The following is a 14,021-nucleotide window of genomic DNA, read 5'->3' as shown; positions in this document are numbered from 1 at the left end:
GCGCTCAGGCCGCTTCCTTCGCCGCTGCCGTCGAAAGCTCGTTCAGCCGCTGCTCCGCCGCGGCCTTGACCGGTTCCACGGCGGCATCCTTGACCGGGCCATAGCCGCGAATATCCATCGGCAAGGCGGCGATCGTTGCCAGGGCGTCCGGCCCCCGGGCCGGGAGCCGTGCCAGCAGCTCGTCGATCAGCCCCTCGTACCAGCCGATCAGCGCGCGCTCCATCTTGCGCTCCGCCGTGTAGCCGAACGGGTCGAAAGCGGTGCCGCGCAGGCCCTTGAAGCGCGCCAGCAGCCGCAGAGGCGTCTGGATCCACTGGCCGAAGCGGCGCTTCAGCGGGCGTCCGCGCGCATCTTTCTCGCCGCCGAGGAAGGGCGGGGCGAGATGGTAGTTCACCGTGAAGTCGCCCTCGAAGCGCTGTTTCAGCTCGTCGAGGAAGCCGGTCTGCATGTGCAGCCGCGCCACCTCGTATTCGTCCTTGTAGGACATCAATTTGAACAGCGAGCGGGCGACGGCCAGCGTCAGCGCTTCGCTGCCGAACGGCCGCTCGGCGGCGCGGACCTTGTCGACAGCAGCCCGGTAGCGCCGCGCCCAGGCCTCGTCCTGGTAGTCGGCGAGGAAGCGCACGCGACGGGCGATCACCGCGTCGAGGCCTTCCGTCTCGAAGGCGACAGGTGCCGGCGCGAAGGCTGCCGGGTCGGCGGCTGCGAGCCGGCCGGCGGCAAAGGCCTGCCGGTTGCGCTCGACCGCGACCCCGTTGAGCGTGATGGCGCGGTGAAGCGCCTCCAGCCCGACCGGAACTAGCCCCTGCTGCCAGGCATGGCCGAGCATGACGATGTTGGCGAAGACGGCATCGCCGAACAGCGTCTCGGCGAGGGCATTGGCATCGATGGCGCGGACGTTAGCGGCGCCCATCGCCGCCTCGATCGCCTTCAGCCGGCGGCGCGTCGCGAGGTCGGCGTCGCGCTGGCGCACGATGTCGCCGGTTGGCATCTCCGCCAGGTTGACGACAGCGCGCATGCCGGCGCGATACGTCGCCGAGGCCTTGGGCGAGGACGACACCACGATATCGCAGCCGATCAGCGCGTCGGCCGCGCCGGCGTCGATGCGGACCTGGTTTATCGCCTCGGGCGTTGCGGCGATCCGCATGAAGGAGAGCACCGGCCCGAATTTCTGGGCGAAGCCGGTGAAGTCGAGGACCGAGCTGCCTTTGCCTTCGAGATGGGCCGCCATTGCGATCAGCGCGCCGATCGTGACGACGCCGGTACCGCCGACGCCGGTGACGAGCAGGTCATAGGGCCTGTCGAGCGCCGGCAGAGCCGGTTCAGGCAACGCCGCCGCCCGCCCGGCGAAGTCGTCCGCGCTCGCCTGCCGCTTGCGGCGAGTGGCGCCTTCGACCGTCACGAAGCTCGGGCAGAAGCCGTCGAGGCAGGAGAAGTCCTTGTTGCAGTTGGAGAGGTTGATCTGCCGCTTGCGGCCGAAGGGCGTCTCCTTCGGCTCGACGCTGAGGCAGTTCGACGCCACCGAACAGTCGCCGCAGCCCTCGCAGACGAGGTCGTTGATGACGGCGAAGCGCTGCGGGTCTTCCATCGTGCCGCGCTTGCGCCGGCGGCGCTTTTCGGTGGCGCAGGTCTGTTCGTAGATCAGCACCGAGACGCCCTTGATCTCGCGCAATTCGCGCTGGACCGCATCGAGTTCGCGGCGGTGATGGATCGTCACGCCATGGGGGAGGCTGCTCGGCGCGAACTTCTCCGGCGCGTCCGAAACCAGCGCGATCCGCTCGACACCCTCGGCGCGGACCTCCTGCGCGATGGCGTGTACGCTGATTGGCCCGTCCACGGGCTGGCCGCCGGTCATGGCGACGGCGTCGTTGAACAGGATCTTGTAGGTGATGTTGGCTTTCGCCGCGATCGCCTGGCGGATCGCCATCGAGCCGGAATGGTAATAGGTGCCTTCGCCGAGGTTCTGGAAGATGTGGCCCTTGCCGGTGAACAGCGACGACGCCGCCCAGTTGACGCCTTCGCCGCCCATCTGGATCAGCGAGCTGGTCTCGCGGTCCATCCAGCTCGCCATGAAATGGCAACCGATCCCGGCCAGCGCCTTCGAGCCCTCCGGCACCTTGGTCGACGAGTTGTGCGGGCAGCCGGAGCAGAAATACGGCGTCCGCGTCGCGCCCGGCACCTGGATCAGCCGGCTGGCTTCGGGCGCGAGCGCCGCGGCCCGCTCGGCAAGGCGCAGATCCGGGAACAGCGCGTCCAGGCGTTTCGCCACGATCGGCGCGAGCAGGCGCGGCGACAGCTCGCCGATCCAGGAGATCAGGCGATGGCCGTCCTCGTCGCGCTTGCCGACCATCGAATGCGGCTTGTGGCCGGGATAGTCGTAGAAGTACTCCTTGAGCTGGCTCTCGATGATGCCGCGCTTTTCCTCGACGACGAGGATCTCCGCCTTCCCACGCACGAATTCCAGCGCCGCCCGGCGCGCCAGCGGCCAGACCATGCCGACCTTGTAGATGTCGATGCCGTGGCTGCGGCAGGCCGCTTCGTCGAGGCCAAGCAGGCGCAGCGCCTCCATCAGGTCGAGATGCGCCTTGCCGGTGGTGACGATGCCGAAGGAGGCGTCGGGGATGTCGTAGATGCGCCGGTCGATCGGGTTCGCCTCGGCGAAGGCGAAGACGGCCATCTTCTTGGCCTCCATCCGCTCCTCGATCTGGGGACCCGGCAGATCCGGCCAGCGATAGTGCAGCCCGGTGGCCGGCGGCGTGTAGTCGGGATCGTTGAACTGGCGCGGCGCCGGCAATTCGACCGACTGGCCGCTCTCGACCGTCTCCGAGATCGCCTTGAAGCCGACCCACATGCCGGAATAGCGCGACAGCGCGTAGCCGTACTCGCCGAAGGCGAGGTATTCGCCGATCGAGGCCGGGTTCAGCGTCGGCATGAACCAGGCCATGAAGGCGACGTCGGACTGATGCGGCATCGATGAGGAGACGCAGCCATGATCGTCGCCGGCGACGACCAGCACGCCGCCATGCGGCGAGGAGCCATAGGCGTTACCGTGCTTGAGCGCATCGCCGGCACGATCGACGCCGGGGCCCTTGCCGTACCAGAGGCCGAAGACGCCCTGCACCGTCCGGTCCGGATTGGTCTCGACCTGCTGCGAGCCGAGGACCGCGGTCGCGGCGAGGTCCTCGTTGACGGCCGGCAGGAATTCGATGCCGTGCTGCTTCAGGAGATCGCTGGAGCGCCAGAGTTCGAGGTCGACGCCACCGAGCGGGGAGCCGCGATAGCCCGAGATGAAGCCCGCCGTATCGAGCCCGGCGGCGCGGTCGCGCCGGGCCTGATCGAGCGCGATCCGCACCAGCGCCTGCGTGCCGGTCAGGAAGACACGGCCTCTGCTGCGGGTGTAGCGATCGCCCAGCGCGTAGTCGGAGAGTGGGCCGATCGGCGTGATGGCATTCATGGCGCGGACCTCCCGGCAAGTCTCGCGGAGAGTCTACGCCGCCTGCTCTGGAAAGATCTGTCTCGTTTGCCGGAATTGGTTGCGCGATCGGTCGATTTCACCGAAAATGGCCGCCTAAAAGGATGATCCTTCCGTAACCCCGGCAGATGCAACTCACCGATCAGGATCGCAAGCTCGTCGCTCTGCTGCAGGGCGACGCCCGCATCTCGAACCAGGATCTGGCCGAGCGCGCCGGCATGTCGGCGTCCGCCTGCTGGCGGCGCGTGCGGGCGCTGGAGGAGGCGGGCGTGATCGCGAGCTATCGCGCCATCGTCGATCCGGCCAAAGCCGGGCTCGCCTTCAGCGCGATCGTGCATGTCGGGCTGGTGCGGCACGAGGCCGACCACGTCTCGACCTTCATTTCACGCGTGGCCGAGCGGCCGGAGGTGCTGGAATGTTTCGCGACCACCGGCGAGGCGGATTATCACCTGCATATCGTCTGCCGCGACAAGGACGCCTACAACGAGTTCCTGGACCATTTCCTGTTCAGGCTGCCAGGCATCGCGCATGTCCGCACCAACCTCGTCCTGAAGGAGATCAAGGTGCACGGCGCGGTGCCGGTATGAGGATCGACCGCGGGTCGGCTCTCAGGCGTGCGCCGCCGCGCCGAGCCGAAGCTCCCGCGCCTTCTGCACGACGCCGCGATTCTCGATCGACAGGCGCCGCTCGAGCTTGCGCAGCAGCCAGCTCAGCGTCGTCGTGATGCAGAAATAGATCGCGCCGGCGGTGAGGAAGACCTCATAGGGCGCGAAGGTGTTCGACACCTCCAGCCGGGCCGCGCCGGTGAGGTCCAGCAGGGTGATGGTGCTCGCCAGCGAGGTTGCCTTCACCGTCAGGATGATCTCGTTCTCGTAGGCGGGCAGGGCCAGGCGGGCCGCGAGCGGGATAATGATCTTGCGCTGCGTCTGGAACCAGGAGAGGCCGAGCGCCCGCGCCGCCTCGTTCAGCCCCTTCGGGACCAGCCTGAGCGCGCCGGCGATGATCTCGGCGGTATAGGCGGCCGAGTTCAGCCCGAGCGCGATGATCACGCACCAGAACGGGTCGCGGAAGATCGGCCAGAGCGCCGAACTCCGGATGAATTCGAACTGCCCGAGCCCGTAATAGACCAGGAAGACCTGCAGCAGCGACGGGACGCCGCGAATGACGAAGATGTAGGCGCTCGCCGGCCCATGCAGCCAGGCCGAGTGCGCATTGCGCGCATAGGCCAGCGGGATCGCGACCAGCATGCCGAAGATCAGGATGAGGATGGCGAGCCTGCCCGTCAGCCCGACGCCCTGGAGCAGGTTCGGGAAAGCCTCGGCCATGATCTGGAGGTCAAGCATCGGATCGCTCAGGCAAAGCCGCGATTGGAGCGGATACGGGCGCGGTGCAGGCCCCAGGACGCGGTGCTGGTGATGGCGAGATAGAGCAGCGCGGCGACGGCGTAGACGAAGAACGGTTCTCGCGTCGCGCCGGAAACGACGGCGGAGGCCCTGAGCAGTTCCTCCAGCCCGATCACCGAGATGAGCGAGGTCTGCTTGATCAGGATGATCGAAAGATTGCCGAAGCCCGGCAGCGCGATCCGCCAGGCCAGCGGCAGCACCACCTTGAAGAAGGTGACGCTCCGCGGCAGGCCGAGCGCATGCGCCGCCTCCGACTGTCCGCGCGGGACCTGCCTGATCGCGCTGCGGAATATGTCGCTGGCATAGGCCGCGAAGATGAAGGCCAGCGCCGCCACGCCGGCGGCGAAGCCGTTGATGTCGACATAGTGCCCGGTCAGCCGGGTGAGGGCGATCGTGCCGCCGAAATAGATGAGGTAGATGACGATCAGGTCGGGCACGCCCCTGACGATCGCGGTATAGGCTTCCGCGACATAGCGGAACGGCCTGCTGCCATAGGTCTTGAGCGCGCCGAGCGACAGGCCGAAGGCCGTTCCGAACAGCAGCGCCACCGCGGCGACCGACAATGTCACCCCCGCTCCGTAAAGCAGTTGCAGCCCATAGCCGGAGAGCCAGGCCAGCGTCATGGCAGCGCGGCTCCCGCATCCTCGGCGGCGCGGCTCGCGACCTTCTGGCGGATCAGCTCGCGGACAGGCCCGTCCCGCCAGGCCTGGAGCTTGCCGCCGGAGGTCCGCTCGTCCGCATAGACGATCCAGACATCGTCGGGCGAGCCCAGAATCTCGTCGACGCGGACGCGGTCCGGATACTGCTCGGCATATTCGAGATAGACCAGCGCCGAGTCGTACTTCCCCGCGAGCAGGTTCTGGAAGATGATCGGCAGCGAAGGATCCGAGACGCGCGTCTCCCAGCGGCCGATGTCGATATAGCTCTCGGTCGCCGGCGCCAGCAGGCCGATCGATTTCGGCTGCTCGACCTCCGAGCGAGTCAGCACCGCCAGCTCCTTGCTGCGGGAGATGAAGCTGTCGACCGCGAAGACCTTGTGGAAATGCGTGCCGAGCGTCGGCGGCGTGTCCGGGTGGACGGCGCATTGGACGACGAAATCATAGTCGCCCCGCATCAGCCCGCTTGTCGCCATGTCGAAATCGGGCACCAGCACGATCTCGCTGTCGGGAATCTCGTGGAACTTGATGTATTCCCTGGTCACGAGCTCATGGTTGGTGCCGCTCGGGCCGAGTGTCGCAAAGGTGATCATCGGGTCGGTCTCGTTCTTCCCAGCCGAAGGCAGGCCGGGCCCGCCTTCGGCACGGCGTGTCGATTCACATCAGCTTGAAGTCGAAATACTTCCTGGTGATGCTGTCATAGGTGCCGTTGGAGATCAGCGTATCGATGGCGGCATTGACCTCTTCGAGCAGCTTGGCGTCGTCCTTGCGCAGGGCGATGGCGTTGCCTTCGCCCAGCAGGCCGCCGCTGTATTCCGGGCCGACGAGCGCGAAGCTCGCCGCTTCCGGCCGCTTCAGGAAGCCGAGCATCGAGGTCACCTTGTTGGCGAGCAGCAGGTCGACGCGGCCGGCGATGAGGTCGAGCTCGACATCGGTGGTCTTGTCGTAGCGCACGATCTCCGATTTCGGATAGGTCGCGGTCAGATAGGCATCCTGGATGCTGCCGCGCTGGACACCGATCCGCTTGCCCTTGAGCGCGTCGGGGCTGGTGTCGGCGGGCGCATCCTTCTTCCCGACGAACTGGCTCGCCGTGTTCTTGTATTTCTTGGAGAAGGCGACCTGCTGCTTGCGCTTTTCGGTGACGCCCATGCTGGCGACGATCAGGTCGTATTTCCTGGCGTTGAGGCCGGGGATGATGCCGTCCCATTCCTGCGCCATGATCGTGCACTTGGCCTTCATCGCCTCGCACAGGGCGTTGGCGATATCGACGTCCCAACCCGTCAGCTTGCCGCCGGCGTCGACGAAGCTCCACGGCGCATAGGTTCCCTCGGTGGCGATCCGCAGGTCTTTTGCTTGTGATGCTCCGGCGAACACGCTCGAAAAAGCGGCGCAGACAAGAATAGTCGTGAATTTGTGCTTATTGATCATGATCCCCTCACGATGTTTATTATCGCTCGTTGCAGGGATTGTTCTGTCGCACCCGCGGCTTGTCAACGCGCTGGCAAATATTTTCATCTCATGAAAATGTGGTGGTCGCGGCAAGTGCGGATGGCCTGTCCGGATGGGCCATGCCGGCTCCAAACCGATCCGCGAAGGCTGGGAGGTTCTGCTTTGGTCGATCGCAAACGCGACGGCAAACCGCCGGACGGAAAGCGTGTCAGGCGTGGCGCGCTCTCGATGATGACGCGAGCCGGCCTAGCGGCGACCGGCGGGGGTCCATCAACCAACCAGGAGCCAGAAGGCGGGCAGGGTGGCCAGGCCCTGGCAGCGGCGGTCGGCCAGGAGATCAGGAGCCTGCGATTGAGTCTCAGCATGGCCGCCAACCAGCTGGCCGAGGCGGCCAGGCTGTCGAACGGCATGCTGTCCAAGATCGAGCGCGGTTCGGCCACGCCGTCCTTCACGACGCTGGTCTCGATCGCGGCAGCGCTCAAGGTGCCGGTCGCGCGGCTGTTCGCTTCCTATAACCAGCAGGCCGACTATTCGCTCGTGCGTGCAGGGCAGGGTATCGCCGTGCAGCGACGCGGCCAGCGCGCCGGCCTGAGCTACGAACTGCTCGGCCACCTGCTCTCGGGCGAGAAATACATCGAGCCCTATCTGGTGACGCTGACCAGCGAGGCGGCGGACCATCCGGGCTTCCAGCACACCGGGATCGAGTTCATGCACATGCTCGAAGGCGCGATGGTCTACCGCTATGCCGACGCGTCGATGGAACTGCGGCCCGGCGATACGCTCGTCTTCGATGCCAATTTCGTCCATGGCCACGAGCGGCTGCTGACGCCGACCGTCCGCTTCCTGTCGGTCGTGTTCAACCTGCGCACATAGATCATCATCGCGCCCGGCAGGACGCGATGATGGTGATCCATCTCATTGTCGTCGTGCGGCACTCAGGCCTGCGCCATCCGTCGAAATGCGGAGGGCGGGGTCGGCGAGATCCCCCGACGGCCTGCGAAACCTAGAGCATTTCCGACGAACACTGGTTCGCCGGAAATGCTCTATCCCTTTGTTTCCACGCAATTCCAGACGCAAAACCGCTGCGCACTTTTGCTGGAATTTCTCTAGAACGGGATGTCGTCGTCGAGATGGCTCGACGAGCGCGAACCGCCGCTGCTGCCACCGCCGCTTGCCATCGCCGGCTGGCGCGAACCGCCACCGACCGGGCTCGACCGGCCGAAGGAGCTGCCACCCGACGATCCCTCGTCGCCATAGCCACCGCTGCCGCCGCCGAACTCGTCGCCGCCCTGGCCGCGGCTGTCGAGGATGGTGAGCTCGCCACGGAAACGCTGCAGCACGATCTCGGTCGTGTACTTCTCGACGCCCTGCTGGTCCTGCCATTTGCGGGTCTGCAGCTGGCCCTCGATGTAGATCTTCGAGCCCTTCTTCAGATACTGCTCGGCGACCTTGGCGAGATTCTCGTTGAAGATCACCACGGAGTGCCACTCGGTGCGCTCCTTGCGCTCGCCCGACTGCTTGTCGCGCCAGGTTTCCGAGGTGGCGATCCGCAGATTGACCACCGGCTCGCCGCTGCCGAGGCGCCGCACCTCGGGGTCGCGCCCGAGATTGCCGACCAGAATGACCTTGTTGACGCTACCAGCCATGACAGGCTCCGTTTCCTGCGCACTTCATCACGAACCCGGCCGAATGACCGAATGCGGACCCTAGCGGTCCGTGCCGGCACTATCAATGATGTTCCTGTTTTGTTCAAGGGGCCTTTCGTGGCTTGTCCCCGTTAAAATTCGCGAATGTCGCGAAGGCGCAGAGCCCTGACGGGTGCCGGCGGGGACAGGTATTGCCGCTACGAGCGGCCTCCGCTGCGCCTCAATACCCGAACTGCTCGCGCAGGATGCGCTCGTCCAGGCTGTGGCCGGGGTCGTGCATCATGACAAGATCGAGCGAGCGGTCGATCGCGATCTGCACCGAGATGACGTTGTCGATCTGGGTATGGTCGGCGACGGCGCTGACCGGCCGCTTTTCGGCCTCCAGAACCGCGATCGTCACCCGGGCATGGTCGGGCAGCAATGCGCCACGCCAGCGCCTGGGCCGGAACGGCGAGAGCGGGGTCAGCGCCAGGAGCGGCGCGTCGAGCGGCAGGATCGGGCCATTGGCGGAGAGATTGTAGGCGGTCGAGCCGGCCGGGGTCGCGAGCAGGACGCCGTCGGCGACGAGCTCGGACAGGCGCACCTGCCCGTCGACGGAAATGCGCAGCTTGGCCGCCTGGTATGAGCGGCGGAACAGCGAGACCTCGTTGATCGCGCGCGCCTCGATGCGCTTGCCGTTGCAGTCGACCGCCGTCATCACCAGCGGATGGACGACGCTGCGATGCGCCGCCTCGAGCTTCTGGCGCAGCCCGCGCTCGCGGAACTCGTTCATCAGGAAGCCGACCGAGCCGCGATTCATGCCGTAGATCGGCTTGGCCGTGCCCATGAAGCGATGGAGCGTCTGCAGCATCAGGCCGTCGCCGCCGAGAGCGACGACGACCTCGGCCTCGGCCGGATCGGCATCGCCATAGCGCTCGACCAGCTTGGCGCGCGCGGCCTCGGCCTCGGGCGTCTCGCTGGCGACGAAGGAGATGGCGGTAAAGCGCTCGGTCATCGCTGGTATCCGGCAGGCATGGCTGCGACCGGTCTAGCATGGCCGCGGACAGGATCGCGAGCCGCCCGGCGAGCACGCCGCAAAAAGAAAGGCCGAGGCGCATGCCCCGGCCTTTCCCAGCGGAAGCGCGAGGGTCTCAGATCGCGCTGCTCCACTGCACCGGTACGAGCTCGAAGCCGTTGCCCGCCTTGGCGATATGGCCGGTGGCGGGGAAGGGGGCGTGGTAGAAGCAGACCTGCATCTTGTCGGCGACGGCCATGTCGAGCAGCTTGCGGCGGGTGGCGGCGGCCTGCGGCCCGTCCATGTCGAACACCGCCGACCAGTCGGGATTGCGCACGAACAGGGCCGGGTGGTTGGTGGTGTCGGACAGCACCATCAGCTTGCCGCTGCCGGAGGAGACGGCGAAGACGGTATGGCCGGGGGTATGGCCGGGGGCGGCGATCGCGGTCACGCCCGGGACGATCTCCTTGCCCGCCTCGTATTGCTTCACATCCTTGGCGACCGGGCCGAAAACGCGGCGCACGCCGGCGAAGGCACCCTTCATTGCCTCGGGCGCGGCATTCATCTTGGCGTCGTCCATCCAGAAGGCCCATTCGGCCGCTGGCACCATCACTTCGGCGTTCGGGAACACGGCGGTGCCGTCTTTCAGCCGGAAGCCGTTGATGTGGTCGCCGTGGAAATGGCTGAAGACCACGGTCGAGACATTCTTCGGGTCGAGCCCGGCAGCCTGGAAGTTCTTCATCCAGGCGCCCGAGGTCGGCGCGCCGGAATCGCCGTTACCAGTGTCGATCAGGGTGATCTTGTCGCCGATCTGCAGCGCCAGCGTGGTGAAGGTGATCGAGAGGGCGTCGCTCGGCAGATACGCCTGCTCCATCGCCTTCTTGACGTCCGCGAGCTCGGCATTGCGCACGAAGCCTTCGAGCGGGCGCTTGGCGAAGCCGTCGTTCAGGGCGGTGACGGTGATGTCGCCGACCTTGTAGCGGTAGAAACCCGGGTTCTGGTTCACGGACGCTCCTTGCGCGTGGGCTGGCGCGATGCCGGCGGGCAGGTCGAGCGCGGCAGCTGCAGCTAGCGCGCCGGCGCCCGCCATGACAGTGCGGCGCGAGGCTTCGAAACGGGCCATCGATCAGGCTCCAACAACGAGAAGGGCACGACCTCTCCCGGATGGCGCCCCGCCAGCCGGATTCGTGCCCTGGGCATTGCTCGCCCGAGCGTCAAACTAACTGGGCAAACAACGCCTTCAACCGGCGTTTGGTTGCCTCGGGTCAATTGTCCGTGAGTTTGTCGTCGCTGTGCGGCTTCGCCGGGGTGGGTTGATTCGATCTCTTCGCCAGATCGGCCTTGCCCTTGAAATCGGGATGGTTTCAGCGCTCGCCCTGGGTCGGGGGCTGATCGGAGCGGCCGCGCGCGAACGCCTTGAGCAGGGCGGCGCAGAGCGCGAGCGAGGCGAGCGCGCCCTGGCCGGAACAGCCGGCGACCAGCGCCTCATAGGTCTGCTCCTCGGTCGCGACCGATTGCAGGCTCCAGTTCCAGTCCGGGGCCTTCTGCCGGATGACGCCGACCGCGACGTCGATCTCGGCGCTGATCCGGCCGATCGCCTTCCAGAGCGAGCCCTGCTGGTAGATGCCGCCGGGCGGCGTGCGCGGGGCGAGCAGGGTGGTCGGCTTGCGCCGCACGGTGAAGCCAAGCGCCTCGTAGATGTCGGCGTCGAGATTGCGGTCGGGGCGGCCGGTGCGCTCGCAGCGTTGCGCGAGGGCGAGCAAGTGGTCGCGCTGGTCGGCAGAGGTCATCGCTCGGTGGGCTCCGGTCGTCCTCGTCGTCGCGGCGGCATGGCAAGCAAGCGACAGGCCACCGAAGTCGGATGGTGCCGGCGGAGAGGATCGAACTCCCGACCTTCGGTTTACAAAACCGCTGCACTACCGCTGTGCTACGCCGGCCCTGTGCGCTGCGGTATCAGGCCGGGGAGGCGAGGGCAAGGCCGGCGGTGAGCTGGCCGGCTCCGCCACGATCGCCGGCGCATCCCCCAAGGCTATGTTCGCGGTGGCACCGCTCTCGGCCCGACGTACGCCGCCGCCATCGGCGAACGCTCCAGAGACCACGCCCTTAAGGGACGTCGAGATGCGGTTCTGAAGCGCGGCGGAAACTCACGCCCCGGCATTCACCGGCTCGTAACCATCTAAGTCGATGCTTTTGCAAAAGCCTTGTCTGAGATGTGCCCATGCTGAGCCGCCGATCCTTTACCATGTCGTCTCTGTCGCTCCTGGCCCCCGGTCTCGCCGGCTGCGGCGGAGGGGGCAGCATCGTGGCGCTGCCGGAGATCGCCGCTCCGAGAGGACCCAGCCTGACGCGCACGCTGGCACGCCCGAATTACGCGCAAGTCTATGTGGAATATCCGGGCGAGCGCTTTGCGGTACCGGCGATCGACTACCAGAGCATCGAGCCGCGTTATCTGCGCCAGACGGTCGAGTTCCGCCGGCCGGAGCCGCCGGGCTCGATCGTCGTCGATCCCGGCTCCTACCATCTCTATTTCGTCGAATCGCAGGGCGTTGCGACGCGCTATGGCGTCGGCGTCGGCCGTGAGGGCTTCGGCTGGACGGGCCAGGCGAAGATCAACATGAAGCGCGACTGGCCCGACTGGGTGCCGCCGCAGGAGATGATCGATCGCGACCCGCAGATCAGGGCCCAACTCGAGCCGACGTCGCGCGGCCCCGGCGTCCGCGGCGGGCCGAAGAGCCCGCTCGGAGCCCGCACCCTCTATCTCTTCGGCGAGGGGCGCGATCTCGGCTACCGCATCCACGGCACGACCGAGCCCTATACCGTCGGCACCAATGTCTCCTCGGGCTGCATCCGGATGATCAACCAGGACATCATCCACCTTTACGCCCGCGTCGCGCTGGGAACGCCGGTCACGGTGCTGCCGGTGTGATGGCAGCGTGACGTCCGAGGGGCTCGCGGACCGTTGCTGAGGCTCACGCGGCGGCTGCGATCCTCACGGGTTCCGCAAGCTCGATGCGGTTGCGCCCGAGCAGCTTGGCCTTGTAGAGGGCGCGGTCAGCGGCGGCCAGCAGCTCGCAGAGGTCGACCCGATCGGCGATCGTCTCCACCAACCCGACGCTGACGGTGGCGGCCATGGCGAGACCGTCGCTGCGCGCCGCCGCCTCCGTGAAGCGCCAGGTGATGGCCTCTGCGATCTTTCGGGCTTCGTCGACGCTCGCGCCTGGCAGCAGCAGCGCGAACTCCTCGCCGCCGAGTCGGGCACAAACGGCCTTCTGGCCCGCCGCGTCTCGTGCGATTCCGGCGAACAGCTTCAGCACCTGATCGCCGACATCGTGTCCATGGGTGTCGTTTATCGCCTTGAAGTGGTCGAGATCGAAGGCGAGCAGCGCATGCGACGCCTTCTCGCCATCGCGGCGCAAACACTCGGGACCGAGCTCGAAGAAGCCTTGGCGGTTGTTGAGACCGGTCAGAAAATCGGTGCGCACATGCGTCAGGAGCCGGGCCCGGTCCTCTTCGCGCACGAGGGCGATCAGGGACATGGGCATCGTCATCGTGAACAGCACGGCCTCGTACATCGTCAGCTTGGCAACGATGGGCAGAACGCTGTCGCCGTGAGCCGAGACGAGGACCGGCACGACGAAGCTGCGGACCGCATAGGTCAGCCCGTGACAGGCGAAAACGACGACCGCAAGCGGACGGGAGCGCAATCCCTGCGCCATCGGACTGCGGAACAAGGCGAGGGCGGTCAGGGCAGACAGAACAGCGATGGGCAATGCGCTTGCATGGTTCCAGAGCAGGTTCGCCCAGCCGGCGCCGGCGGTGAACCATGCCGCGCCGATCGCGACGAGGAAGCCCGCGGCGAGAGCGGGGCGCACGGATCGGCCATCGAGCAGCAGAACCCCGTGCAGGACCAGAAGGTAGCCGAGGAGCATGACAACATTGGTTAGCGCGGGGCCGGACACACCGGGCAGCAGGGTCCGGGACATGGCGAGGAGGCAGCCCAGGGCGAAGACGACATAGGCAGCCGTCCAGATGCCGAGTTCCCGCGATCGCCGGGCGTGCGCCTGCCGCTCCCACAGGGTCATGGCCGCTGCGACGAGCAGCGTTCCGATCGTCAGGTACCAGAGGGTCGCAAGGTCCATCGCGATCGTCGTCAACGATGCCCGGATTCGGTTTCAGGCATGATCAAGCGCTCCCACCCTGCCTCGCGACAGCGAAAGCTAGCCCAAGCGAGTTAATATCAGATTGTGACGGTCTGCCGTGGCAAGCTCATCTTGCGTTGAGCAATGAGCCGCCGATATTCAGGTGCTCGACAACAGTCGCTTTGCTCTACGTTGATTCACGACGGGCTCGAAGAATTCGATTCGACTTGATGCGGCGGGTTTTCGATATCCGGATCCTCCA

General features: G+C 66.5%; 13 protein-coding genes and 1 tRNA gene. 3 read left to right on the top strand and 11 right to left on the bottom strand.

Annotated features, from left to right (window positions below):
• Positions 1–4: 4 nt before the first annotated feature.
• Positions 5–3,454: an indolepyruvate ferredoxin oxidoreductase family protein gene (locus V7S63_RS03855; protein ID WP_336529254.1), complete on the bottom strand. Its 3,450-nt coding sequence runs from the start codon at positions 3,452–3,454 to the stop codon at positions 5–7.
• A gap of 146 nt (positions 3,455–3,600) precedes the next feature.
• On the opposite strand from V7S63_RS03855, the gene V7S63_RS03850 reads away from it, so the two are divergent.
• Positions 3,601–4,059: an Lrp/AsnC family transcriptional regulator gene (locus V7S63_RS03850; protein WP_100958910.1), complete on the top strand. Its 459-nt coding sequence runs from the start codon at positions 3,601–3,603 to the stop codon at positions 4,057–4,059.
• Positions 4,060–4,080: 21 nt separating this feature from the next.
• Here V7S63_RS03850 and V7S63_RS03845 read toward each other — a convergent pair whose 3' ends face one another.
• The 4 genes from V7S63_RS03845 to V7S63_RS03830 form a co-directional block, all read right to left on the bottom strand.
• Positions 4,081–4,815, bottom strand: coding sequence for an ABC transporter permease (locus tag V7S63_RS03845; RefSeq protein ID WP_336529253.1), 735 nt, complete (start codon positions 4,813–4,815; stop codon positions 4,081–4,083).
• An 8-nt stretch (positions 4,816–4,823) separates the two neighbouring features.
• Positions 4,824–5,498: an ABC transporter permease gene (locus V7S63_RS03840; RefSeq protein ID WP_199777322.1), complete on the bottom strand. Its 675-nt coding sequence runs from the start codon at positions 5,496–5,498 to the stop codon at positions 4,824–4,826.
• Entirely contained in the window at positions 5,495–6,124 is a 630-nt protein-coding gene (locus V7S63_RS03835; protein ID WP_091829897.1) for a hypothetical protein, read from the bottom strand. Before V7S63_RS03835 ends, V7S63_RS03840 begins: the two co-directional genes overlap by 4 nt.
• Before the next feature lie 64 nt (positions 6,125–6,188).
• A complete protein-coding gene (locus tag V7S63_RS03830) occupies positions 6,189–6,959 on the bottom strand; it encodes a transporter substrate-binding domain-containing protein (protein WP_336529252.1) in 771 nt (256 codons plus the stop codon).
• 183 nt (positions 6,960–7,142) lie between these two features.
• On the opposite strand from V7S63_RS03830, the gene V7S63_RS03825 reads away from it, so the two are divergent.
• Positions 7,143–7,853, top strand: a complete 711-nt coding sequence (locus tag V7S63_RS03825; RefSeq protein WP_091829892.1) for a helix-turn-helix domain-containing protein — start codon at positions 7,143–7,145, stop codon at positions 7,851–7,853.
• Between the two features lie 233 nt (positions 7,854–8,086).
• Here the strand turns inward: V7S63_RS03825 and ssb are convergent, their stop codons facing one another.
• The 5 genes from ssb to V7S63_RS03800 form a co-directional block, all read right to left on the bottom strand.
• Positions 8,087–8,626 carry a single-stranded DNA-binding protein gene (gene ssb / locus V7S63_RS03820; RefSeq protein ID WP_091829889.1) on the bottom strand — a complete coding sequence of 180 codons (540 nt, stop codon included), beginning with the start codon at positions 8,624–8,626 and terminating at the stop codon, positions 8,087–8,089.
• A 220-nt stretch (positions 8,627–8,846) separates the two neighbouring features.
• The gene (locus tag V7S63_RS03815) at positions 8,847–9,620 is read right to left on the bottom strand and encodes an NAD kinase (protein ID WP_091829887.1); all 774 of its coding nucleotides are present in this window, start codon (positions 9,618–9,620) and stop codon (positions 8,847–8,849) included.
• A gap of 136 nt (positions 9,621–9,756) precedes the next feature.
• On the bottom strand, positions 9,757–10,743 hold the full coding sequence (locus tag V7S63_RS03810; RefSeq protein ID WP_091829885.1) for an MBL fold metallo-hydrolase: 987 nt from the start codon (positions 10,741–10,743) through the stop codon (positions 9,757–9,759).
• Between the two features lie 241 nt (positions 10,744–10,984).
• Complete coding sequence (locus V7S63_RS03805) at positions 10,985–11,410, bottom strand: hypothetical protein (protein WP_091829884.1); 426 nt, start codon at positions 11,408–11,410, stop codon at positions 10,985–10,987.
• A 72-nt stretch (positions 11,411–11,482) separates the two neighbouring features.
• Positions 11,483–11,557 (bottom strand) — tRNA-Thr (locus tag V7S63_RS03800).
• A gap of 305 nt (positions 11,558–11,862) precedes the next feature.
• Here V7S63_RS03800 and V7S63_RS03795 point away from each other — a divergent pair.
• Positions 11,863–12,546: a L,D-transpeptidase gene (locus V7S63_RS03795; RefSeq protein WP_091829882.1), complete on the top strand. Its 684-nt coding sequence runs from the start codon at positions 11,863–11,865 to the stop codon at positions 12,544–12,546.
• Positions 12,547–12,589: 43 nt separating this feature from the next.
• Here V7S63_RS03795 and V7S63_RS03790 read toward each other — a convergent pair whose 3' ends face one another.
• Positions 12,590–13,774 (bottom strand): GGDEF domain-containing protein, encoded by a 1,185-nt coding sequence (locus V7S63_RS03790; protein WP_336529251.1) that lies wholly within the window; start codon positions 13,772–13,774, stop codon positions 12,590–12,592.
• Between the last annotated feature and the right edge of the window lie 247 nt (positions 13,775–14,021).

It is taken from the genome of Allobosea sp. CCNWLY174 (assembly GCF_037120455.1).
GTDB lineage: Bacteria > Pseudomonadota > Alphaproteobacteria > Rhizobiales > Beijerinckiaceae > Allobosea > Allobosea lupini.
This window is presented reverse-complemented; position numbering and strand designations above follow the sequence as displayed.